This is a genomic window from Moraxella sp. ZY210820 (assembly GCF_030674635.1).
Lineage (GTDB): Bacteria > Pseudomonadota > Gammaproteobacteria > Pseudomonadales > Moraxellaceae > Acinetobacter.
The window spans coordinates 42,798-67,777 of record NZ_CP089978.1 but is presented as its reverse complement, the minus strand read 5'-3'; the positions used below and the strand labels follow the sequence as shown (position 1 = coordinate 67,777).

The window sequence follows — 24,980 nt, the reverse complement described above, 5'->3', positions numbered from 1 at the left end:
TTGCAGAATAAAACCACATGGTTAGGACAGCAAATGCCATGTGGTTTTTAATGCTTAATTTAGGTAAACATAAAATATAAGTATAACACGTTTTAAAATATATTCTTATAAAATTTTTTACCATTCACCAAACTCCCCAAAAAAATGCTAAAATACTCTCATTTAGCACATTTTTAGGAACTTACAATGTCATTTAACCAAACCCATTTTTATGAAGAATTAGAACGCTTAGGACAAAACCCCAACCCAGACACCTTTGTTTATGATTTTTTGATGCTGACAGGCACTTCCAAAACCACCATTACCACCCTAAAAAACGGCAATAACCCTGTGGCAAACACAGGTCTAACAGGCATTGCTCGCAAAAGTCATCTGTATTTTGAGCAGGTGGACAAACAAGACTTATCAGCATTTTATCCTATTTTGGACGACATCAAAGCCAATCCTGCCATCAAGAAAAATAAAATCCGCATCATCTTTTTGACCGATTTTGACAAGGTACTGGCATATGACATCAAACGAGATGAAACGCTCATCATTGAGCGTTTTGATGAATTAAATTCGGATTTTACTTTCTTTTTACCATTGGTTGGCATTGAAAAAGCCCAGCAATACAGCGAACACCCAGCCGATGTCAAAGCGTCCGAAAAAATGGGGCGATTGTTTGACCAAATCAAAAAACACAACAATTTTCAAACCAACAAAGACGACATTCACGCCCTAAATCTATTTTTGACACGCTTACTCTTTTGCTTTTTTGCCGATGATACGGGGATTTTTGACAAAGACAGTTTTGCCAATGCCGTAGAAAATTTTAGCAAAACAGACGGTAGCGACCTACACGAATTTTTTGAGCATCTTTTTTGTGTGTTAAACCTACCGCAAAATCACCCCGAGCGTGCCAATTATCCAACTTATTTACACGCTTTTCCTTATGTGAATGGCGGTTTGTTTGCTGATTTTTATGCCATTCCCATTTTTACCGCCCGTGCTCGCAGGGTGCTGATTGAATGTTCTCGCCTAGATTGGAGCGAGATTAACCCAGATATTTTTGGTTCTATGTTTCAAGCAGTGATAGACCCTGCCCAAAGAAGTCAGCTTGGACAACATTACACATCAGTCAGCAACATCAAAAAAGTGATTGAACCGTTATTTATCAATCCTTTACGCCAAGAACTGGACAAACTCATCGCCCTAAGCGATGACAACAAAGCCAAAAACCAAAAAAAAGCACGCCTAGATGATTTTTTAACACGCCTGCGAGCAATTAAAGTCTTTGACCCTGCATGTGGCTCGGGCAATTTTTTGATTACCACTTACAAATCCTTGCGACTTTTGGAAATGGATACGATTGCCGAAATCCAAAAACTGATTGGCGGAAAGTCAGAACAAGGCAGTTTGGCGTTTGGTTATGACAGCGAAATTCGCCTAGAAAATTTTTATGGCATTGATTGCGATGATTTTCCTGTGCAAATTGCCTATTTGTCGCTGTATTTGGCTGACCACCAGATGAACATTATTTTTCGCAAAAATTTTGGGCATTGCCGAGATACCCTACCCTTACAACAAGGCGGACATATTATCTGCACCAACAGCCTACGCACCGATTGGCAAAAAATCTGCCCCAATAATGGTACAGACGAAATTTATATTGTCGGCAATCCACCGTTTAATGGCTCTGGCAAGCGTAATGATGAGCAAGATACGGATATGGACATTGTATTTAAAGGATTTAAAAAATACAAATTTTTGGATTATGTGGCAAGCTTTTTTTATAAAGCAGGGCAATATATTGCAAATTCGCACGCAAAAATGGCATTGGTTGCCACCAATTCTATCGTACAAGGCGAACAAGTGGCGATGTTATTTCCGCATTTGTTTAAAATGAATTTAACCATTGGCTTTGCTTATCCAAGTTTTGCGTGGAAAAATAACGCCAAAGACCCTGCCACCGTACATGTGGTCGTGGTGGGATTGACCGCCAATAACAACCCTTTAAATACCAATAAAATCCTTTATCATTATGATGATAAAACGGATACGACCACCCAGCAAAGTGTTGATAATATCAGTCCTTATTTGATTGCTGGCTCAGATAGTGTGGTAGAAAGTCGCAGTGAGCCTTTGCATACTGGCTCGCCAATGATTTATGGCAATAAACCTGTGGACGGCGGGCATTTATTGCTAGACCCTGACGAAAAAGAAACACTTATCAATCAAGAACCACAAGCACAAAAATGGATTAAAAAATTATTGGGAGCAGAAGAATTTTTAAATGGCAAAGCTCGTTATTGTTTGTGGCTGGTTGATATTAGCGATGATGAATTAAACACAATGCCAATGGTAAAAGCTCGTATTGAAAAAGTACGCCAAATGTGATTGGCAAGCAAAGATAAAGGAGCAAATAAACTTGCTGAACGCCCACATCAATTTCGAGATTTAAATAATCCCGAAAAATATATTTTAGTTCCCCGTGTTTCATCAGAAAAACGCCCTTATATTCCCATTGATTTTTTAAATCACGATGTCATTTCTAGCGATGCCAATCAACTTATTCCTAATGCAACAATGTTTGATTTTGCCATTTTAAATTCACAAATACATAATGATTGGATGCGGTTGGTGGCTGGTCGTTTGGGAGTTGGGTACCGTTATTCTGGGACGATTGTGTATAACACTTTCCCATTTCCCAGCGTTAATGACGAACAAAAAAAGCAGATAGAACACCTCGCCAAAAATATCCTGCGTGCCAGAATGCTAAATACAGGGATGACCCTAGCCGAGCTGTACAACCCAGAGACGATGCCCGATAATCTTAAAACCGCCCACAGTGAGCTGGATATGGCGGTGGACAAACTCTACCGTGAACAGGGCTTTGCCGATACTGCCGAGCGATTGGCATTTTTGCTCAATCGCTATGAAATGCTGGTGGCAAAAGAACAAGCGGGGAAAAAGGCTAAGAAGTGATGAATGTGTGGATTTTGTCAATCAAAATTGATGAAAAATGATTAGCAAGCCGATTTGCTTTGCACGGATGAGAGACAAACTGTCTTGCTAATCAAATTTGATGAAAAATGATTAGCAAGCTTGCTTATTGCTCACCAATGAGCGATAATACATTTAGCTAATCATATTTTTCTTTTTTTGAGTAACAAAATGCTGAATGCTTTGGATTTTTCGCAAGCGGTGGATTATCATTATGACAAATTTCCACCCAATGAGCTGGATTACAACCGCCTAATGAATAGTCTTTTGAGTGCCACAGACGCTTTGGCACGCTATGACCAAATGCTGAAAAATCTACACAACAGCGAGATTTTGCTGGCACCACTTCGCAATCAAGAAGCAGTGATTTCATCACGTATGGAGGGTACAATCAGTACACTTGATGAGATTTTGCAATATGAAGCCGATTTCTCTGAAAACGAAACCCCAAGCGAAGTGCGTTCGGACATTATTGAAACTGTGCTATATCAACGAGCCTTAAAAAATGCTCAAAAAGCAATGAAAGACGGCTACCCACTGAGTAAATCACTGATAAAAACCCTACACCAACAACTGTTATCCTTTGGGCGTGGGGCAACAAAATCCCCCGGTGCATTTAAAAATGAACAAAATTACCTTGCTGACCGCAATAAAAAAACCATTTTGTTTGTGCCAATTAGTCCAGAAAAATTAGAACACGGCTTGGATAATTTGTTTGAGTACATCAACCAAAATCCCACGCCTATTCTACCCAAAACTGCCATTACACACTTAGAGTTTGAAGCCCTGCACCCTTTTCAAGACGGCAACGGGCGTATTGGGCGAATGCTCATTACGCTAATGTTGTGGCAAGCAGGGGCAATTAGCGAACCGCATTTTTATATCAGCGGTTATTTTGAAGAGCATAAAGATGAATATTTGGCACTGATGCGACAAGTATCTGAAAATAACGACTGGACAGCGTGGTGTGAATTCTTTTTACAAGCCGTTGCCAATCAAGCTCATTTTAATTTGACCGTTGCTCAAAATATCAGTGATTTATATGAAGCAATGAAGCCGATTTTTAGCGATGCCTTATCATCAAAATGGGCAATGCAAGTGCTAGATTTTGTGTTTACTTATCCTGTTTTTCGTGGCAATCAACTCGCTGAAAAAACAGACATCGCCCCTGCAACCGCCAATCGTTTTGTGCGAACTTTGCACGATAAAGGCATACTCACAATGAAAGAAGAAAGTGCGGGCAGAAAATCAGCCTTATACTCATTTGAACCCATGATGACCTTAGTCCGAATTTAATGTTAGGAAAAAACAATGTCCAATTTATCGCTACTCAATCAAACTTATCAACAAACGGGCGAAAGCAAAACGCATAACGCAATGGGAATGCGACAAATGCAAGAGCGGGCATTTGCAAAACGCCATTGTCAATATCTACTGATTAAATCGCCCCCAGCGTCAGGCAAATCTCGGGCAATGATGTTTTTGGCATTGGATAAATTACATCATCAAGACATCAAAAAAGCGATTATTATCGTGCCAGAGATGAGTATTGGGCGGTCATTTGCCGATACACCCCTGCGTGAATTTGGTTTTTTTGCCGATTGGCAAATTGATAAGCGGTATAACCTATGTTTGATTGATAATATTGCCAGCGACAACACCAAAACCAATATTTTTGCCGAATTTATGAATAATGATGCCAAAGTGTTGATTTGCACACATCATACTTTTAGATTTGGTTATGATAAAGTGGCAAATGTCAAATTATTTGACAATGTATTATTAGGCATTGATGAATTTCATCATATTTCCGCCAGTGATAATAACCGCTTGGGGGCAATTGTAGATGAGATTATGGCACATTCTAGTGCTCATATTGTGGCGATGACAGGCTCTTATTTTCGGGGCGATGCCGTGCCAATTTTGGATAATGATGATGAAATCAAATTTGAAAAAGTTACTTATACTTATTATGAACAATTAAATGGTTATGAATATTTAAAGTCATTAAGTTTAGATTATAAATTTTATCAAGATTCTTTTTTTAAGGCATTAAAAGAGTGTTTGGATATTAGCAAAAAAACCATTGTTCATATTCCAAGCGTAAATTCATCATCAGCCGAAATTGATAAATATGAAACGGTCAGAAAAATTATGGATGTGATTGGTGAACCAATTAGCCAAGATGAAAATACAGGCATTTGGAGCATTAAAACTCGTACAGGCAAATTATTAAAACTTGCCGATTTGGTTACCGATGACGATGGCTATCGCCCAAAGATTCAGCAATATTTGACGCAGATTCAGAACCGTGATGATATGGATATTATCATTGCTTTGGGTATGGCAAAAGAAGGCTTTGACTGGGTGTATTGTGAGCATGTTTTGACCATTGGGTATCGTGGTTCTATGACCGAAGTGGTGCAGATTATCGGACGGGCAACACGAGATTGTGTTGGCAAAACGCACGCCCAATTTACCAACCTGATTGCCAAACCTGACGCTCATCAAGACGATGTCGTTTCTGGGGTGAATGATATGTTAAAAGCCATTTCATTATCTTTATTAATGGAACAAGTGCTTGCCCCCGCCATCAATTTTCGCCGTAGAAGTAGCCTAACAGAAAATGAATCTTTGCCAAAAGGTACGATTATTATTGATGATGGTGATGATGGTTCAAGATTGTCCGCCAAAGCCGAAAAAATATTACAACAAGATGCCGATGAGATTATCGCCAGCATTAGCCAAAACACCACTGCAATTGCTCGGTTTATCGCCAGTGATGAAGGCAAAAAAGCCATTGATAGCGATGTGATTAATGACAATGTTATTCCACAAATCATTCGCAAAAAATATCCCGAATTAAATGACAGCGAAATAGACCAAGTAGAACAAGCCATTCTTACCAAAATTGCCATCAATGCCAATGGCGGTATCGTCAATGGTCAAGAAATTCCCAAAAATGCCATTGTAGAAGATGAAGAAATTTTTATCAAACAGGGCAATCAATTTATTCAATTTGATTTATTGACCGATGCACAAAAAAATAATGTCCAAGAACAAGACAAAATCCGTCAGCGAGATTTACCAATAGATGCCAAAATATTTGACCCCAATACAGGCAAAAGTACACCAAATAGCCAAAATAATTTTATCAAAATGGGCGAAAAGTTTATCAATGTGGATAAACTACCGATTGATTTGATTCACGCCATCAATCCTTTTGCCAATGCCTATGAAGTATTATCCAAAAGCATTGATGCCGATGTCTTAAAATTGGTTGGCGATGTGGTCAAAGCCACCAAGTCTAATATTAGCGAAGCCGAAGCAACATTGATTTGGCCCCATATTCAAAAATTTGTTAAAAATCAAAAAAGAGAACCCAGTATGAATGCCAGCGATGCCTTTGAAGTGCGTATGGCACAGGTGCTGGCGTGGGTGCGTGTCAAAAAGGCGGAATACCTTAAAAATGAGCAATCCAAACAACAAGGAGCTAATAAATGAATATCAATGCCCTACACGAAAGCCGAATATTTGTTCATTTAGAAGACATTTTTTTAAAAGACACCAGTGGTTTATTGGACAATATTCAGATTAATGAAAAAGAAGTTAATCAACAACACGATGTTTTAACCAATCAATTCTTACCCATTATTCATTTTTTTGAAAAAAATGGGCGAGTACCTGATATGGATAGTGATGATTTTGATGAAGAATTGTTGGCGATTGCTCTGGTCAATATCAAACAATCACCAGAGAAAATCGCACATTTGGCAACTGTTGATAAATACAATTTATTGGGATAATCAAATGAATAATCATACTTTATCGTCATTGGATGATATTTTTAATAATGATGATTTTGGGCTTTTGGAGAATGTTGGTAATATAGACATTTTGGGAGAAAATACTGCCACTTTAAATGTCAAAAAACGCATTTTGGATGTTGCCAAAGATATTGGCGAGCGTTTTGTTTGTGAAGATTTTGAACATTTTAAACCTGTATTTTTTAAATTGGAACAAATTATTGCTCAAAATCAATATCACATTGAAAAAGAAAATCCCACACAATATATCAAAAAAAATGCCGTTTTTGTATTGATGGGAATGCTGTGCTTTATTGCCGATATTGAAATTGACGAAAAACGCAAAAATAAGCATTTTAAAGAACGGATACGCCTAATTTTTGCCAATGGTACAGAGTCTAATATGCTGGCTCGGTCATTGGCAACCGCATTATCAAAACACAAAGTCACCAGTTATCATTTGGCAATTACCAATAAAGATTGGCAGGATTTATATGGGTTTAATATCAGCCCAGAGCAAGATATGTATTATGCCGAGCAAATAGAACGCACAGGCGAAATTTATATTGCCAAACTCAAAACACCAAAAGCAGAGTTTATCAATTATCCTTATTTGCATAAAATAGGTTTTACTCGCCAAACGGGTATAGAACGAATTGCCAATTGTATGAATGATGAGGCATTTTTGTATAGCGAAGTGGAAATTATTGCTGAATATCAAACCAATAATGCCAACACCCAAAAAATAGAATATATTTTACATTCTTTTTTTGCCAAACAAAAACTCAATTTAAAATTATTGGGAAAAGACGGTCATTATTATACCCCAACAGAATGGTTTAATGTGCCACTTTCTGAAATAGACAAAGCCATTGAATTGATAAATATAGGCGAGATTGGAGCGTATTATTATAATGATGTGGTGGGTAGGGTGGAAAGGAAGGTAAGCTGATATTTTTTAAGAAAATGGCGATTTTCCCCAAAAAATGCTACAATACCCCAAAATTTTATCCCAAATTCCAATTCCTAAAAGGTTAAAAATGACCCAAAACATCACCTCCGACCGCATTTTAATCCTAGATTTTGGCTCACAATATAGCCAGCTGATTGCTCGCCGTGTGCGAGAAGCGGGCGTTTATTCTGAAATGTACGCCTATGATATGTCCGAAGATGACATTAAGACTTTCAACCCCAAAGGCATCATTCTCTCTGGCGGCCCTGAAAGCGTGTACGAAAACAACAGCCCAAAAATCCCCGACTGCATTTTTGCACTTGGCGTGCCTGTGCTGGGCATTTGCTACGGCTTTCAGGCGATGACCGCCCAGCTTGGTGGCGTGGTGGAAGCAGGCGATGTCAAAGAATTTGGCTATGCCAAAATTGACATTGCCCAAGCCGACAAACTGCTTGCCAATATGGCGGACGAACAACGCCAATCGCAAGTTTGGATGAGTCACGGCGACAAAGTGACCAAACTGGCGGACGGATTTGCCGTTACTTCTAGCACACCAAGCTGTCCGTTTGCGTCTGCCTCTGATGAAAGCCGTCATTTTTATGGCGTGCAATTTCACCCAGAAGTTACACACACAGAACAAGGCGAAACCTTGATTTCAAACTTTGTTCACGCCATTTGTGGTTGTGGTAATGCGTGGAATTCTGAGAACATCATTGAACTTCGTATCAAACAATTGCAAGAACAAATTGGCGACAGTGAGGTACTTTTAGGCTTATCAGGCGGTGTGGATTCATCAGTGGTAGCAGCGTTGTTGCACCGTGCGATTGGTGATAAATTGACCTGCGTGTTTGTGGACAATGGCTTACTGCGTTTAAACGAAGGCGACACCGTTATGCAAATGTTTGCCGAGAATATGGGCATTCGTGTCATTCGTGCCGATGCTGAAAACCGCTTTTTGACCGCCCTTGCAGGCGTAACCGACCCCGAAGCCAAACGCAAAATCATCGGACGAGAATTTATTGAAGTGTTCTCCGAAGAAGCCCGTAAATTAAATGGGATTAAATTTTTGGCACAAGGCACGATTTATCCTGATGTCATCGAGTCCGCCAAGTCCAAACAAGGCAAGGCACACGTGATTAAATCACACCACAATGTGGGCGGTTTGCCTGATGATTTGGCGTTTGAGCTGGTTGAGCCTTTGCGTGATTTATTCAAAGACGAAGTGCGTAAACTTGGCGTGGCTCTTGGCATTCCGCACCATATGATTTATCGTCATCCGTTCCCAGGTCCGGGTTTGGGCGTGCGTATTTTGGGTGAAGTCAAAAAAGAATATGCTGATATTTTGCGTGTGGCGGACGATATTTTTATGCAGGAGCTTCGTGCAAGCGGTTGGTATGATAAAACCGCCCAAGCCTTTGCCGTGTTCCAACCTGTCAAATCGGTGGGCGTGGTTGGCGATGGTCGCCGTTATGCATGGGTGATTGCGTTGCGTGCTGTTGAAACGGTGGACTTTATGACCGCTCGTTTTGCTCATTTACCATACGATTTGGTGGATAAAATCTCAACCCGTATTATGAATGAAATCGCTGATGTCTCACGGGTGGTGTATGATGTAAGTAGTAAACCGCCAGCAACGATTGAGTGGGAATAATAGTTTAAGATTAAAGACCGTCAGTTTTTAGGAATTGGCGGTTTTATTGACGGAAAAAATATGAATATAGAAATTATAAATTTGTTATTGAATAACGGTTTTCATCTCGTATTTATCGCAATCATTTTTCTAATATGGCACATTATAAAAAATATTGAGCAATATTTAAGCATTTATCAAACTTTTAAAAATAGAAAAATTAATCTTTTGGAAGAAGCAATCAACTATCCAAAAATGCCAGATATGGAGAAAAATCGCTTAATAGAATTAAAAGTAAATGAATTATACTGTCAGGCAACTGGATTAAATGTTGATGCAAAAATCCGACCATTGGCATTAAAACTTATTGATGAGTTTTCACTCAATGAGCATAAAATTAATAGCATTCGTCATTATTTGACAATTCATCAAGGTCAAATACAAATTGATATTACAAAAATAGAATGGTGTTTTTTATTTATCTCTAAATGGATTTTTTGGTTATTATCAATAGTTATAGCAATAATAATTATTTTTTCAATAATGTTTATTGATATAATCAGAAATGATGTTGATGCATTAAACTCTATACTACAATTATTTTTTATGTCTTTTTTTGTTGGAATGATGTACGCTGGCGAAGCGAGAAAATACAATATATTTTTCAAAATTTATGAAAGTAATTGTAGTATTTTTAAAGCAAAAAATCCCAATTTATATTGGAAAATTAGTAGCATTATTCTATTTTGCATAATTATTTTCACAAATGCTTATTTCAAGGTTTAAAGGGTGTACAAAACAATGATTATTCAATTCAACGAAGTACTAAACGACCTATATTCATACTTTTTGCTTGCCGATGTGGTAGTTTTAAGGCATTATCAACAACAAAACCAATTATCTAATGATTTGGCACACGAATTTACGACAACAAATTATGGTGATGAAGTGGTAACAAATGGCACCATGGTTGCTTTGGCAGGTATTGAGAATTATCCTTATACCATTTTATTTAATTTAGATGATACATCGGTTTTATTACAAGAAAATAATCAATTAATACTAAAAGAAAATGGTTATCTAATTAACATTCAAAGTGGCAAACTAACTTTATTGACTTGGCGAGTGTTACAAAATTTTGATGATAAGATGATGAATGATATTGCTAATCATAAACCCTATCCAAGACCAAGCATAGATTTGGATAATGGCTGGTATCAGATTGATGTTTTGGCAGGTATGAAAGATAATGAAAGAGCGTTTGAGTTTTTGATTAAACCTACCAGTGCACCAAAATGCACAGCAGATGTTTTTAGGTTATTTGATTTTTGATGAAATTAACTATCTAATTTTTATCATGTTTTTATAAAAATAGTATTCATCCATTTGTCTGTTTCATGTAATTATTTTCAAATAAAGGGGCAAATAATTTTTCGCCCCTTATTTTAGAGAAAATCTATCATTAAAAAATGATTATTTTCCTGTTTGATAATTGGCTTGTTCCACCGCTGTCGATGCTTGATACGGCGTGGTAAAATCATTGAGACCTTTTACTGCATCTTGAATATTTTTGCCTTCTTTTAAAACAAAACTATCAAAACCTGAACGTTTTAAATAATTGAGTACATCTTTAAACACATCACCCACAGCACGCAATTCGCCTTTAAAGCCTTGACGGCGGAGCAAAGTCGCAAAAGAATAACCACGCCCATCAGCAAAACCTGCAAATTCAATAAAAATTGCATCGAGTTCTGCAAGTGGAAATTGGTGTTCTTCTGGAGATGTTTCAACGGTAATCAATAACGCCTTTTTCCCCTGTGCTTGAGCCAAAGAGTCTAATTGCTCCACACGAAATAATACATCACCTGCAGGAATATTGCCATTTTCATCAATCGCTTGATAGCTATTGGCAATAATTGAACCATCTTTATATACAACATCAGCAGTTAAATTAAGCATAAGCACGCTCCTTAAAGGGTTTAATGCCCACACGGCGATAGGTATCGATAAAACGTTCTTCGCCTTCACGCAAATCTAAATAGGTATTGAGCAATTCTTCTACGACATCTGGAATTTTTTCCGCCGCAAATGAGGGCCCTAAAATATCACCCAATGACGCATCATGATTAGAATTACCGCCTAAGGTAATTTGATAAAACTCTTCGCCTTTTTTATCAACCCCTAAAATGCCAATATGTCCAACATGATGATGACCACAGGCATTCATACAACCAGAAATATTTAAATCTAATTCACGCAAATGATAAACGGTATCTAAATCATCAAAACGGCGAGAAATAGCTTCAGAAATCGGAATAGATTTAGCATTTGCCAATGAGCAGAAATCTCCCCCTGGGCAGCACACAATATCGGTAATAAAACCAATATGAGCACGGGCTAAATTCGCTTGCTCTAAAGTTTGCCATAATTCAAATAAATCTTTTTGTGGCACATCAACTAAGGCAATATTTTGTTCATGTGTGGTGCGTAATTCACCAAAAGTATATTTATCCGCTAAATCAGCGATTAAATTCATTTCTTCAGTGCTAATATCCCCAGGTGCAATACCCGCTCGTTTTAAAGAAATGGTTACAATACGATAGCCTTTCACTTTATGGGCATGAGTATTAATATTAAACCAATGTTTAAATTTTGGATATTGATTAAATAAATCATTAAAATCAACATCATCTAAATTTTGATAATCAAATGGTCTAAACTCATTGTCCATGTTGTGTAAAACATCAGCCTGAATTTTAAGTTGCTGTTTGGTATAAGCAAATTCTGCTTCTACTTTTTGTGCAAATACTTCTGGCGTTAATGCTTTGACTAAAATTTTAATGCGTGCTTTATATTTATTATCACGGCGACCATGTAAATTATATACACGTAATACCGCTTCTAAATAAGCGATTAAATCTTCTCGTGGAATAAATTCTTTAATCACGCTACTAATAATTGGTGTACGTCCTAAACCGCCCCCAACATTGATTTTATAACCTAATTCGCCTTGTGCATTGCGAACAATATATACACCAATATCATGGAATGCGGTTGCCGCACGGTCAGTTTCTTCTAAGGCGGATACTGCTATTTTAAATTTGCGTGGTAAAAAGGCAAACTCTGGGTGGAAAGTACTCCATTGACGAATCAATTCACAAGTCGGACGTGGGTCAGCAATTTCACCTGCAACCACGCCTGCATACTGGTCAGTGGTAGTATTACGAATACAGTTACCTGAGGTTTGAATAGCGTGCATTTGTACAGTAGCTAACTCTGCCAACATATCAGGTACATCTTCTAGGGCAGGCCAATTGAATTGAATATTTTGTCGTGTCGAAATATGTACATAGCCACGGTCATAATTTTTGGCTAATTCAGCAACTTTACGCAGTTGCTTACTGTTCATTAAACCGTAAGGTACAGCCACACGCAACATTGGTGCATAACGTTGTACATATAAGCCATTTTGTAGGCGTAATGGACGATATTCATCTTCAGATAATTCGCCCGCCAAATAACGTTGGGTTTGGTCTCTAAATTGAGCGACACGCTCATCAATCAGTTGTTGGTCAAAATCGGTATATAAGTACATGGCGATAGCTAGTCTTTAAAAAAATAACGTATAGCATACATGGATTTTATATATAATAAAAATATAAATTTTGCATATTCATTGGTTATTTTAGTGATAAAGATGAATAAAAAAGAAAACCGTAACCATTTTCTTAATCATAGTCTACGGTTTTTTATAATATTTTCATATAAAATACGATAATTTATTATCAATTTAACCAATCTCTTGGTTTTAAATAATAATCGGTCAATTTTTGCTCATCGCCTTGCCACTCTGGACGATACGACCAACCTGCTAAATTTGGTAAACTCACTAAAATCGATTCAATACGCCCACCCGTTTGTAAACCAAAAATGGTACCTCTATCATAAACCAAATTAAATTCAACATAGCGACCACGGCGATAAAGCTGGAAATCACGTTGTGCTTGTGTATAAGGTTTATCTTGATTACGTTGGAAAATCGGAATAATCGCTTGCAAATAGCCATTACCCACCGCTTGTATATATTGGAAACAGGTTTCAAAATCCCATTGATTTAAATCATCAAAAAATAATCCACCAATACCACGTTGTTCATCACGATGTTTCAAATAGAAATAATCATCACACCATTGCTTATGTTCAGCATATACATTTTCACCAAAAGGCTGACACAAATCGTAAGCTTTCTGATGCCAAGCGATACAATCTTCATCATTTGGATAAAATGGTGTTAAATCAAAACCACCACCAAACCACCAAATTGGCTCTTGTCCTTCTTTCTGTGCCACAAATAAACGTACATTTGCATGAGATGTTGGCACATTAGGATTTTTAGGGTGAATAACGAGTGATACACCTAAGGCTTGAGCTTTTGCACCTGCAATTTCTGGGTGGCGTGCTGTAGCCGATGCTGGGAGATTTTTAATATCGATATGTGAGAACATCACACCGCCTTTTTCAATCACTTCACCATTTTGCAATACTCGAGAACGACCACCACCACCTTCAGCACGTTGCCAATCATCAATAATAAATTCAGCTGTACCGCCACCGTTACGTTCTTGCTGTTCTAATCCTGCACAGATACGAGCTTGTAAATCCAATAAAAATTCACGTACTTTTTGGATTTTTTCATTGATTGACATATCAGCAGTTGTTGCAAATTGGCTCATGATAAGCTCCTAATAAATATTGATAAGATTGATTATAACATAATTCCATAAAATAATTATGGTTTATATCAACATCTGCTCTAATTGTTGGCGAATTTCACGTTCAACTTCGCCTGCTTTTTTACGATAAATGAGATATGAACCAATTGCCACAATCAAAAGTAACCAAAATGATTTAAACATCATCGCTAGAATAAAAGCACCTATCAAACCGCCCCATTTAATCATACTATAATGATTTTTTGCCAACTCTCGAATTTTACCATCAGCCCATTCAGATTGACGTAAATTCTTATTATTCATTACTGCATATGGACCTTGATTTTTCTTAGGCGGAATAATCCAAATCATCTGCACTTTATGTCCTACTCGGGTAGGTAATGTCCAATTTTGTAAATGAAAATGTTCTTCTTCTCCTTGTTCATTCACTAGGAAAAACTCATCATGAACAATGGTTTTTGATGAAATATTCACAGGTGCCGTTGCTCCTGTTCCATCATAAGTTGCTCCGCCGCCACCATAGCCAGAGACTAAAGTTTCACGTTGACGACTCGTTTCAGCAACATCTCCATGAAAAGAACAAAAACGATAAAGTTGATTGTGTATCATTACTTCTATTACATCAGACATAGTAGCAATCTCCGATTTTTTTTATATAGTTTTTGAATTATAACACAAAAATATAGGACGAATAATTTTCATTATCAATCCTACATAGTTTAAAATAGTTTTAAAGTCCAAGATGTGCTTTATTTTTATTGAACAATTCTTCGCCAATACCTTTCACTTCTTTCAATTGTTCAATCTTTTTAAAACCACCAATCTTTTTACGATAATTAATAATAGCTTTGGCTTTGCTTGCACCAATTCCGTTTAATTGTTGCAATTCTTTAGCAGTTGCCGTATTTAAATTTACTTTACCTGAAAATGCAGGTTTAGTATCTTTTGTAATCTCTTTCACAGTCGTGGATTTGACTACTGTGGAAGTAGGTTGTGCATTTGTAGGTTTTGTTGGTTCAACTGCCTGTGCTGATAGTGTGCCAGCGAATAATAAACCCGCCAAAACAAATTGTGAAAGTTTCATACTCACATTCCTAAGTTTCTAAAGTCTTGGCATAATCCCATAATTTATCCATTTCCGCAAGGGTTAAATCATCAATTTTACGTCCCTGTAATTGGGCTTGTTGTTCAATAATGGTAAATCTTTGGCGGAATTTAGCAATCGTTCCCAATAATGCTACTTCTGATGATATACCCAATTTACGTCCTACATTAATCAAGGCAAATAAACAATCGCCAAATTCTTGTTCGATTTCTGGCTGTTGTTGCTGTGTAATGGCGTGTTGTAATTCGGTTAATTCTTCATCAAGTTTAGCATAAGCTGAATCTACATCAGGAAAATCAAAACCAATTTGCTGGGCAACTTGTTGTACACTTTGTGCTTGCATCAGTGCTGAACCATGTTTGACTTGTGCCAAAATAGACCCCGCAAGTCGGCGTTGTTCATCATTCATGGTGGATAATTTTTGTTGCTTTTCTTGTTGTTTAATGTCTTGCCACAATTGTTTGATTTGTTGTGTATCATAATGTGCATATTGTTCCACGTGGAACACATGGGGATGTCGGCGAATTAACTTTTGTTCTAAACTATGTACTACATCATAAAAATCAAACGCATTTTGTTCGCTATAAATTTGTGCTTGAAATACAACTTGTAATAATAAATCGCCCAATTCTTCTTTAATCGCATCAATATTGCCAGAACGAACAGCTTGTTCAACTTCATACGCTTCTTCAATGGCATAAGGTGTGAGACTCCGTGATGTTTGTTGTTTATCCCACGCACAGTTTTGGCGTAAATATTGCATTAAAGCCAATAAATTTTGCATATTTTATATTCCAAATAAAACCCTAAACACTATAAATGCTTAGGGTTATCACATCAATAATAGCAATTATTTTGCAGTTAAAACCACACCATCAAATGTTACGCCATTCCAACCATGTTGTATAAATTGGCGAATATTTTGATGGTCCGTTGCTTCTGGTGTTGCTAATACAGCTTGATAATGCTCAGCAAATAATGGTAATGTTTGTTCAGCACTTAAACCATTTAATTGTGCAAAATACAACACTTTTGCACTACCTTGATTTTCAGTCGCTTGGTTTTGATTTGCACCATTTTTAAATGCGGTTGGCGTATGCGTATAGCGTGCTTCAATAAAAGCAATGACATCGCTAAATTGGATTTGTTGGTTTTGTGCTTGTTGCACCAAAGTTTGAATGTCTGACATAATCAATTCTCTCAATAATTTGTATTAGCATAACATAAATGAATGAGATTACAACTAGAGCATTAAATAACTAAATTTTACCAGGCCAATTTTTTACATTTTTTACAGCAGAAATTTGTACAGGTAAGAACAAAATATCACCCACTACAGCAAAAGGTAAAATCAAAATACGCTTTACTAAATTACCACCACGCACTGAGGTTTTAGTTTCTTGTGTTAATAAACTAAAGGTATATTGTTTACTCAATGGTTTTGCATTTTTGAGTAATTGACGTGTTGAGTCATTATGTTCATACATTTGCCCAGAAAGATACAATGGCGGGCGATATTGTCGTCCAATATTAGAAATATGCTCATCTTGTAGTAGAAGCCCCATCTGTTGTAAAAATTTAAATTCTTTTTCATCTTGTGGGATAAAAGAGAAGACAGCTTCAAAGGCAAACTTATTATCTGCTTTTAACAAAACACTATTACTTTCATATTTAGAAGGGATTCTATACTGAGAAGGAACTCGTGTTGTCCACGACATATTTTTTAACTGCAAAAATTGTGGATTTTGTAAAATCTGTTTTAATCTATCTGAATGACAATCTTTGCTTTCACAATTATTAAACACATACACATATTTGTTACCAAGCATAATCAACTGATTGTTTTCTTTATGAATGACAAAACCAACAATACTGTCTTGTGCTTGTTGCTGATAATCGGTATTATAATGTAAAACTTTTGTTTCCAGTAGTGCGACTGTAGTAAAACAGCCAGTAAGACTTAAGCACATCGCCCCTGTAATGGTTGTTGCTATCAATAATTTTTTCATCATATGACTCCTAAAGATGATATTTTCATCAACATATCTTGTTCAATATATAACATACTCTCAAAAATAACAACAATTAAAGCGTAAAAATAATCAGTAAGAACGAACTATCTTCTTATCCTACACAAAATCAATAACTTACAATGAGTTGAAGGTGGAATTAATATTGTGAAAAAATAGACAAATTATTTTTTACAAATACTAGAAAAAGGGGTATAATAGATAGAATTACGCTGTAGTGATGCACGGCGGAAGTATTTATAATACTTTTTATATCAATTTTTTTAAATTTAAGCATCTCGGAGACATCGAATGGCCTTAACAACTGCACAACGTGCTGAAATTATTGCAAAATTTGCTCGTGGCGAAAACGATACTGGTTCACCAGAAGTTCAAGTTGCGTTATTAACTGCTCAAATCAATGACTTACAAGGTCACTTCAAAGAGCATAAACATGACCATCACAGCCGTCGTGGTTTGATTCGTATGGTTAACCAACGCCGTAAATTATTGGACTACTTAAACCGTAAAGACCGTGAGCGTTATACTGCATTAATCGGTGCATTAGGTTTACGCCGTTAATTGTTCAGGTGATTTTGCTGATGATGGCAATAATAATGTATTGGACGCAAAATCATCGTGGTTTAATGTCGTTGGGCATTGAGCCGTAAAATAAATGCAGAAAGAGACGATGTGTCTCTTTTTGTTGTTTTTAATCGATTGAAAAATAAAGCATAGATGTTGATTTTGGGCTTCTAAGTTTTGTTATTAGAACATTGAAGATGATAATAAAACTTAGGGGCTGACAACAGTTTTATTTTTAATCAAAAGCTAAGTTTGATAATCAAGATTGCCCTTAATTATTGAATATTTAGAGATAAAAATATTTTCTAATCGTAAGGTGCGTAATACGCACCCTACAACAGTTCAATAGTAAAAATTGGTAATATTTAAAAATCAGCTTAGATGAAATCAAATATTTATTTAGGATATACAATGTTTAATATCGTTCGTAAAGAATTTCAATACGGTCAATATACCGTAACTTTAGAAACAGGACGTGTTGCACGTCAAGCAAAAAGTGTCGTGATTACCATGGGGGGTGTAACGGTTTTAGTTGCGGTGGTGGCTGCACCAACGGCAAAAGCAGGTACTGACTTTTTCCCATTAACGGTAAATTATCAAGAAAAACAATATGCTGCTGGTCGTATCCCAGGTGGCTATGGCAAGCGTGAAGGTCGTGCAACAGAAGCGGAAACCTTAATTTCTCGTTTAATTGACCGCCCAATCCGTCCATTATTCCCAGAAGGTTATTATAACGAAGTACAAGTAACGGCAACTGTCATTTCATCAGACAAGACGATGGAAGCGGATATTGCAGCGATGCTTGGTACATCAGCGGCATTAGCGATTGCAGGTACACCATTCCGTGGTCCAATCGGTGCGGCTCGTGTTGGTTTAATCAATGGTGAATATGTACTTAACCCAAATTATGAGCAAATGGCACAATCTGACTTGGATTTAGTGGTTGCAGGTACAGAAAGTGCTGTGTTAATGGTTGAATCTGAAGCAAAAGAATTATCAGAAGACCAAATGTTGGGTGCGGTATTGTTCGGGCATGATGAACAACAAATCGCCATTCAAGCGATTAACGAATTTGCTCAAGCGGTTGGCGTTGCCGAATCGGATTGGGTTGCTCCAACTCACAATGAAGAATTGCGTGCAAACTTAAAATCAGCATTTGAAGCAAAAATTTCTGAAGCCTATACCATTGCAATTAAACAAGACCGTTATGCCGCTTTAGATGCTTTGTATGAACAAGCGGTTGCTCAATTTGTGCCTGAAGATGCCGAAGAAGGCGTTGCGGAAGAAGTGCAATATTTATTTGAAGATTTAAAATATCGTACCGTGCGTGATAATATTTTATCAGGTAAACCTCGTATCGATGGACGTGATACCAAAACAGTTCGTCAATTAGATGTACAAGTTGGTGTATTGGAGCGTACACACGGTTCAGCGTTGTTTACTCGTGGTGAAACGCAAGCCCTTGTAACTGCAACATTGGGTAATACTCGTGATGCGTTAATGGTCGATACATTGGCAGGCACACAAACAGATAATTTCATGTTACATTATAATTTCCCTGCGTATTCTGTGGGTGAAACAGGTCGTGAATCTGGTCCAAAACGCCGTGAAATTGGTCATGGTCGTTTAGCACGTCGTGGTGTGCAAGCAGTATTACCACCAATTGACCGTTTCCCTTATGTATTGCGTGTGGTGTCTGATATTACTGAATCAAATGGCTCATCATCAATGGCATCAGTATGCGGTGCATCATTAGCATTAATGGATGCAGGTGTGCCACTCAAAGCCCCTGTGGCAGGTATTGCGATGGGATTGGTGAAAGAGGGTGAACGTTTCGCTGTACTTTCTGACATCTTAGGTGATGAAGACCATCTTGGTGATATGGACTTTAAGGTTGCAGGTTCAGCCAATGGTATTACCGCACTACAAATGGATATTAAGATTGAAGGCATTACCGAAGAAATTATGGAAATCGCTTTAAATCAAGCTTATACAGGTCGTATGCACATTTTGAATGAAATGAATAAAGTGATTTCTCGTGCAAGACCTGAAATTTCAATGTTTGCTCCAACTTTTGAAGTGATTAGCATTCACCCAGATAAAATCCGTGATGTGATTGGTAAAGGTGGTGCAACGATTCGTCAAATTACTGAAGAAACAGGTGCTGCGATTGATATTGAAGATAACGGTACAGTACGTATTTTTGGTGAATCAAAAGCCTCTGCTCGTGCGGCAGTAGCGAAGATTCAAGCGATTACTGCTGAAGTTGAAGTGGCGAAAGTGTATCAAGGTACAGTCGTACGTTTGGCTGAATTTGGTGCATTTGTAAACATTCTTCCAGGTACAGATGGTTTGGTTCACATTTCGCAAATTTCAAATGAGCGTGTTGCCAATGTCAGCGATGTATTAAAAGAAGGACAAATCGTCAATGTACTTGTTCAAGAAGTGGATAATCGTGGACGTATTAAATTAACCATGAAAGATATTCCGCAAGGTTAATTTGAGTTTAATCTGATATTAAGCCCCAAGAGTGAAATACTTTTGGGGTTTATTTTTAGGTTATGGTTTAAAAAGTATGCTAGACTCTTAATATAGTAAATATCAATTTCATCATACATTCTTGTTTAAATCTTATAATAAACCTACATCATTTCATCAAGATATTGTAAAATAGCACTTTTAAAATTCAAACAACGAGGCAAACTATGTTTGGTCAATTCTACCGTAAAATGTCTGGTAAAATGTTAGATTTAGTGGTTAAACCGACAGTTTGGGGAGAAGACCCTACACAACAACTGACACAAACTAATGATACTGCACAAAAAGTGGCGGTGTGTTATGTATTGCAAACCCATTCGAGTAGTAATGCAACGGTTGCAGATAATGAAACACGCCGTTTAAAACTCCCAGCATTGCTTGACCCATTAAAATTAGAAGGACAAAGCGAAAAAGTATCTGTTTTTTATTTACATCATGAAAAACAGCGTCGTGGTGAACAAAATTTTCCACCACGTTTAGAACGATTAATTCAATTTTTACAGCAACATCAAGATTGGGATATTCATTTGGTGCCGATTTCAATTTTGTGGGGTCGTGCACCAGATAAAGAAGATTCATTATTAAAACTTTTATTTACTGATACTTGGGCAACGCCAAATGCCATGAAACAACTAATGAATATCGGTTTACATGGACGAGATACTTATATTGAATTTCATGATAAACAATCATTGCGTGCCTTAATTACGACTGCTCAAGAAATTTCGCCTAATATTTCGCCTGTTACTTATATTACCAATAAGCTTAATCATGATATGGATAAAAAACGGGAAGCGATTTTAGGACCTGATTTATCTGATCGCCGTAATGTCATGAATAGCTTAATTAAGTCGCCTGATGTACAAGATGCCATTCGTAAAGAAAGTATCCGTGATAAAATTAGCTTACAAGAAGCTGAACAACGTGCGATTGGCTATGTTAATGAAATTGCATCAGACTATTCATTTTCAACAGTACGTTTTGCCGAGTTAGCTTTAACACGTTTATGGACACAACTTTATGATGGTGTAGAAGTACATAATTTTAATAAAGTGCGTGAACTTGCCCAAGATTATGAAGTGATTTATGTGCCATGTCATCGTAGCCATATTGATTATTTATTACTCTCTTATGTAATTTTTAATCGTGGTTTGCGTGTGCCATTGATTGCTGCTGGCGATAATTTAAATATGCCATTTGTCGGGCAATTATTGCGTGAAGGTGGTGCGTTCTTTATTCGCCGTTCATTTGGCGGAAATGCACTCTATACTTCTGTTTTTAAACAATATTTATATAGTGTGGTAGCACGCAATACGCCATTAGAATATTTTATTGAAGGTGGTCGTTCACGTTCAGGGCGTTTGCTAAATCCTAAAACTGGTATGTTAGCCATGACCACACATGCCTATTTGCGTGCTAAAACTCATGCAGCAGATAATCCAAATCAAATTACACCAAAACCGATTGTTTTCGTGCCAACTTATATTGGTTATGAACGTTTAATGGAAGGTGCAACTTATATTGGCGAATTACAAGGTAAGCCTAAAGAAGCAGAGTCATTATTTGGTTTATTACAAAGTATCCGTAAGATTGAACGTATTTTCGGTAAAGTTCATGTGAATTTTGGCGAACCAGTATTTTTAGAAAAAGCTTTAGCTAAAACAAATGCTGAAAATGTGCGTATTCAGCATAATGATGATAGCTTACCAAATGAAGTTTCACAGGCAATGAATAATATTGCCTATAAGATTTTAGCCAATATTAATAGTGCGGTAGTGATTAACCCTGTCAATTTATTAGCATTGGCACTATTATCAGCCGATAAATATACGCTTGATGAAAATTTATGTATTAAATTACTTGATAATTATCGTCAATTATTACACCTGAGCCATTATGATGATAATATGCAAATTACAGCATTATCAGGCAAAGAAATTATTGAATATGGTTTACAACTGAAATTAATTAAGCGTTCAACGCACGTTTTAGGTAATATCATCAGTTTAGAAAGTGAACAAGCTATTTTATTAACCTACTTCCGTAATAACGTGTTGCATACTTATGTGATTCCTGCATTAATTGCCACGCTTGTCGTGCGTAACGGACAAATGCAACGTGATAATTTAATGCAAATTATCAAAGAGTTATATCCATTCTTAAAAGCAGAAATGTTCTTAAAATGGTCAGTAACTGAACTAGACGAGCAAATTGAACAAAATATTAATGCTTTACTTGAATTACGTTTAATTGAAAGTGAAAATGGTGTTACTCTAACTGCACCATTGCCAAATACACAACGCTATCAACGTATTAAGTTACTTTCTGCATTGGTACAGCAAAGTTTAACACGTTATTATATGAGTATCATGCTCATGCAACAGCGTAATTCTGGCTCAATTTCAACTAAACAAGTAGAGGAATTAAGTCATTTATTAGGGCAACGTTTATCGGCATTATATGAATCTAATTCGCCAGAGTTTTTTGATAAAACGTTATTCCAAAGTTTCTTAAAAGAATTGAGCCGTTTGGATTATATCAATACCAACTCGCAAGGTCAGATTGAGTATGATGAGCGTATGGTGAATATGGCAAATTATGCACAATATGTGTTAGATGATACTACTTTGCGTATGTTGCAAGCAGTAACTAATTTGAGTGAAGATGAATTACAATCTGCACTTAATCAAGTTGCGGAACAAAATGCAAAACGCCGTGCAAAGCGTAAAGCAAAATAAGAATATACTTATAATGGTTCAGACAGTATGCTTAATATTCTAACATACTGTCTGAGACATAATCGAATTAAGTTATTTCAAGCGTAAATAATTATTTAGCTTTACGTTCTTTTTCAATTAAGAAATCAATCACTTGTGGTACTTTAGCATCTTCACCACGCACTAAATATTTACCATTGACGACCACTGCTGGTACACCTGCTAACTCTTCACCATAAGCTTGTGTCAGAGCTTTTGATTGAGCCACACGTTGAGCAACTGGAAACGAATCAAAAGTTTCTTTAAATTTATCTTCAGGGACTTTAAAGTGAACATTGAAGAATTGAGATAATGCTTTTGGACTTAAACCACCTTTTGCTGCATAATGTGCTTCAAATAATGGAATATGTGTATATTGACGAATACCTAAAGCTTCAGATGTAAAATAAGCTTTTGCACCCACTTCCCATACAGGATTCATCGCCGCAGGAGTACGTACAAAACGCACATCGCTCGGTAATTTTTTTAACCAAGTTTGCATATGTGGTTCTAAAGCATGACAATGCGGGCAACCATACCAGAAAAATTCACGAACTTCAATTTTACCTGCTTTTTCAACGGCTTGTGGTTTTGAAAGTACCGTATAATCTTGACCTTCCACAAAGTTATTTGCCATTGCTTGTGTGGTAAATACACCTGCACAGGCAATAACCATTGCACCTAATGCTAATTTTTTAAATGACATAAAATATGTTCCTAGACAATAGAAATTTATTATAATAATGCTAATCGATTCTTGCGTAATTTTCCATTGATTTTGTGTGATAAATGTTAATTTTTACTCATAGCCGAACTCATTTTATTGTTCAATATATTTTATATCACAAAAAAAGATAAAGAACTTACCTTTCTCTCTTTGTTTTTATAAACTTTTTCGGTATGATAACTAGATATTGTACAATCGAGAGTGAAAAATGAATATCGCAAAAAATATTACAGATTTAATTGGCAATACACCTTTGGTTGAATTAAATCATTTAGCAAAAGGTTTATCTGCACGTGTAGTAGTCAAATTAGAATTTTTTAACCCTGCTAGTAGCGTTAAAGACCGTATCGCTTTATCAATGATTGAAACAGCAGAACAACAAGGTTTAATCAATAGCAAAAGCACTATCGTAGAAGCAACCAGTGGTAATACAGGTATTGGTTTAGCCATGGTTTGTGCAGCTAAAGGTTATAAACTCATTATTACCATGCCTGAAAGTATGAGTTTAGAACGCCGTATGCTACTGCGTGCCTATGGTGCTGAATTAGTACTTACACCTGCGACTGAAGGTATGGCAGGTGCAATTGCCAAGGCAAATGAGTTAGTTGAAAAAAATAGTAACTATTTTATGCCACGTCAATTTGATAATTTAGCAAATCCACAAATCCATCGTGAAACTACTGCAGAAGAAATCTGGCGTGATACTGATGGTCAAGTCGATATTTTTGTGGCAGGTGTTGGTACAGGTGGTACAGTCACGGGCGTAGGTGAAGTATTAAAAAGCAAAAAACCAAGCGTACAAGTGGTTGCTGTAGAGCCTGAAGCATCGCCTGTATTAAGCGGTGGACAAAAAGGTCCTCACCCAATTCAAGGTATTGGGGCAGGTTTTGTACCAAGTGTATTAAATACTCAAATTTATGACCAAGTCATTCAAGCACCAAATGAAGCAACTTTAGCAACTTCTCGTGCAATGGCAGAAAAAGAAGGGATTTTAGTAGGGATTTCATCAGGTGCTGCAGTTTGGGCAGGTTTAGAATTGGCGAAAAAGCCTGAAAATGCAGGAAAACTCATTGTTGTGATTGTGCCATCATGTGGTGAGCGTTACTTATCTACTGTTTTATTTAAAGATTTAGTAGATTAATCACATTATGTTA

General features: G+C 36.8%; 21 protein-coding genes and 1 pseudogene. 13 read left to right on the top strand and 9 right to left on the bottom strand.

The genetic code is table 11. The annotated features are described in order from the left end of the window. Nucleotides 1-186 precede the first annotated feature (186 nt). From LU301_RS00345 to LU301_RS00305, 9 genes and pseudogenes are all read left to right on the top strand, one after another. Nucleotides 187-2,631: pseudogene (locus LU301_RS00345) on the top strand (DNA methyltransferase); the annotation flags it as partial. Next, nucleotides 2,614-2,967 (top strand): type IIL restriction-modification enzyme MmeI, encoded by a 354-nt coding sequence (locus LU301_RS12030; RefSeq protein WP_432525823.1) that lies wholly within the window; start codon nucleotides 2,614-2,616, stop codon nucleotides 2,965-2,967. The pseudogene LU301_RS00345 and the gene LU301_RS12030, both read left to right, overlap by 18 nt. Nucleotides 2,968-3,156: 189 nt before the next feature. Beyond that, entirely contained in the window at nucleotides 3,157-4,281 is a 1,125-nt protein-coding gene (locus LU301_RS00335; protein WP_305271395.1) for a Fic family protein, read from the top strand. 15 nt (nucleotides 4,282-4,296) lie between these two features. Next, complete coding sequence (locus tag LU301_RS00330) at nucleotides 4,297-6,489, top strand: DEAD/DEAH box helicase (protein ID WP_305271392.1); 2,193 nt, start codon at nucleotides 4,297-4,299, stop codon at nucleotides 6,487-6,489. Next, nucleotides 6,486-6,791 carry a hypothetical protein gene (locus LU301_RS00325; protein WP_305271390.1) on the top strand — a complete coding sequence of 102 codons (306 nt, stop codon included), beginning with the start codon at nucleotides 6,486-6,488 and terminating at the stop codon, nucleotides 6,789-6,791. The genes LU301_RS00330 and LU301_RS00325 overlap by 4 nt, the downstream gene beginning before the upstream one ends. A 4-nt stretch (nucleotides 6,792-6,795) precedes the next feature. Further along, a complete protein-coding gene (locus LU301_RS00320; protein ID WP_305271387.1) occupies nucleotides 6,796-7,743 on the top strand; it encodes a GIY-YIG nuclease family protein in 948 nt (315 codons plus the stop codon). Between the two features lie 88 nt (nucleotides 7,744-7,831). Then, nucleotides 7,832-9,394 (top strand): glutamine-hydrolyzing GMP synthase, encoded by a 1,563-nt coding sequence (gene guaA, locus LU301_RS00315; RefSeq protein WP_305271384.1) that lies wholly within the window; start codon nucleotides 7,832-7,834, stop codon nucleotides 9,392-9,394. 60 nt (nucleotides 9,395-9,454) lie between these two features. Further along, nucleotides 9,455-10,159: a hypothetical protein gene (locus tag LU301_RS00310; protein WP_305271381.1), complete on the top strand. Its 705-nt coding sequence runs from the start codon at nucleotides 9,455-9,457 to the stop codon at nucleotides 10,157-10,159. A gap of 15 nt (nucleotides 10,160-10,174) precedes the next feature. Further along, nucleotides 10,175-10,705, top strand: coding sequence for a hypothetical protein (locus LU301_RS00305; RefSeq protein ID WP_305271379.1), 531 nt, complete (start codon nucleotides 10,175-10,177; stop codon nucleotides 10,703-10,705). A 141-nt stretch (nucleotides 10,706-10,846) separates the two neighbouring features. On the opposite strand, the gene LU301_RS00300 is transcribed toward LU301_RS00305, so the two are convergent. The 8 genes from LU301_RS00300 to LU301_RS00265 form a co-directional block, all read right to left on the bottom strand. Continuing rightward, entirely contained in the window at nucleotides 10,847-11,332 is a 486-nt protein-coding gene (locus LU301_RS00300) for a DUF934 domain-containing protein (protein WP_305271377.1), read from the bottom strand. Next, a complete protein-coding gene (locus LU301_RS00295; RefSeq protein ID WP_305271374.1) occupies nucleotides 11,325-12,968 on the bottom strand; it encodes a nitrite/sulfite reductase in 1,644 nt (547 codons plus the stop codon). Before LU301_RS00295 ends, LU301_RS00300 begins: the two co-directional genes overlap by 8 nt. Nucleotides 12,969-13,158: 190 nt before the next feature. Continuing rightward, nucleotides 13,159-14,106, bottom strand: a complete 948-nt coding sequence (gene hemF, locus LU301_RS00290) for an oxygen-dependent coproporphyrinogen oxidase (protein WP_370692206.1) — start codon at nucleotides 14,104-14,106, stop codon at nucleotides 13,159-13,161. 63 nt (nucleotides 14,107-14,169) lie between these two features. Then, nucleotides 14,170-14,736: a hypothetical protein gene (locus LU301_RS00285; RefSeq protein ID WP_305271371.1), complete on the bottom strand. Its 567-nt coding sequence runs from the start codon at nucleotides 14,734-14,736 to the stop codon at nucleotides 14,170-14,172. Between the two features lie 100 nt (nucleotides 14,737-14,836). After that, nucleotides 14,837-15,190: a ComEA family DNA-binding protein gene (locus LU301_RS00280; protein ID WP_305271368.1), complete on the bottom strand. Its 354-nt coding sequence runs from the start codon at nucleotides 15,188-15,190 to the stop codon at nucleotides 14,837-14,839. Nucleotides 15,191-15,200: 10 nt separating this feature from the next. Then, complete coding sequence (gene mazG, locus LU301_RS00275; protein ID WP_305271365.1) at nucleotides 15,201-15,995, bottom strand: nucleoside triphosphate pyrophosphohydrolase; 795 nt, start codon at nucleotides 15,993-15,995, stop codon at nucleotides 15,201-15,203. A gap of 66 nt (nucleotides 15,996-16,061) precedes the next feature. Further along, the gene (locus LU301_RS00270; RefSeq protein WP_305271362.1) at nucleotides 16,062-16,400 is read right to left on the bottom strand and encodes a HopJ type III effector protein; all 339 of its coding nucleotides are present in this window, start codon (nucleotides 16,398-16,400) and stop codon (nucleotides 16,062-16,064) included. 70 nt (nucleotides 16,401-16,470) lie between these two features. Beyond that, entirely contained in the window at nucleotides 16,471-17,220 is a 750-nt protein-coding gene (locus LU301_RS00265; protein ID WP_305271359.1) for a hypothetical protein, read from the bottom strand. A gap of 312 nt (nucleotides 17,221-17,532) precedes the next feature. On the opposite strand from LU301_RS00265, the gene rpsO reads away from it, so the two are divergent. The 3 genes from rpsO to plsB all read left to right on the top strand — a co-directional run bounded on the left by rpsO (nucleotide 17,533) and on the right by plsB (nucleotide 23,081). Beyond that, nucleotides 17,533-17,802 (top strand): 30S ribosomal protein S15, encoded by a 270-nt coding sequence (gene rpsO, locus LU301_RS00260; protein WP_305271357.1) that lies wholly within the window; start codon nucleotides 17,533-17,535, stop codon nucleotides 17,800-17,802. A 414-nt stretch (nucleotides 17,803-18,216) separates the two neighbouring features. Beyond that, nucleotides 18,217-20,304 (top strand): polyribonucleotide nucleotidyltransferase, encoded by a 2,088-nt coding sequence (gene pnp, locus LU301_RS00255; RefSeq protein ID WP_305271354.1) that lies wholly within the window; start codon nucleotides 18,217-18,219, stop codon nucleotides 20,302-20,304. A gap of 206 nt (nucleotides 20,305-20,510) precedes the next feature. Beyond that, entirely contained in the window at nucleotides 20,511-23,081 is a 2,571-nt protein-coding gene (plsB, locus tag LU301_RS00250; protein ID WP_305271351.1) for a glycerol-3-phosphate 1-O-acyltransferase PlsB, read from the top strand. 91 nt (nucleotides 23,082-23,172) lie between these two features. On the opposite strand, the gene LU301_RS00245 is transcribed toward plsB, so the two are convergent. After that, nucleotides 23,173-23,805, bottom strand: coding sequence for a thiol:disulfide interchange protein DsbA/DsbL (locus LU301_RS00245; protein WP_370692205.1), 633 nt, complete (start codon nucleotides 23,803-23,805; stop codon nucleotides 23,173-23,175). Between the two features lie 229 nt (nucleotides 23,806-24,034). Between LU301_RS00245 and cysK the strand changes: the two genes are divergently transcribed. Further along, nucleotides 24,035-24,967: a cysteine synthase A gene (cysK, locus tag LU301_RS00240; protein WP_305271348.1), complete on the top strand. Its 933-nt coding sequence runs from the start codon at nucleotides 24,035-24,037 to the stop codon at nucleotides 24,965-24,967. Nucleotides 24,968-24,980: the final 13 nt, after the last annotated feature.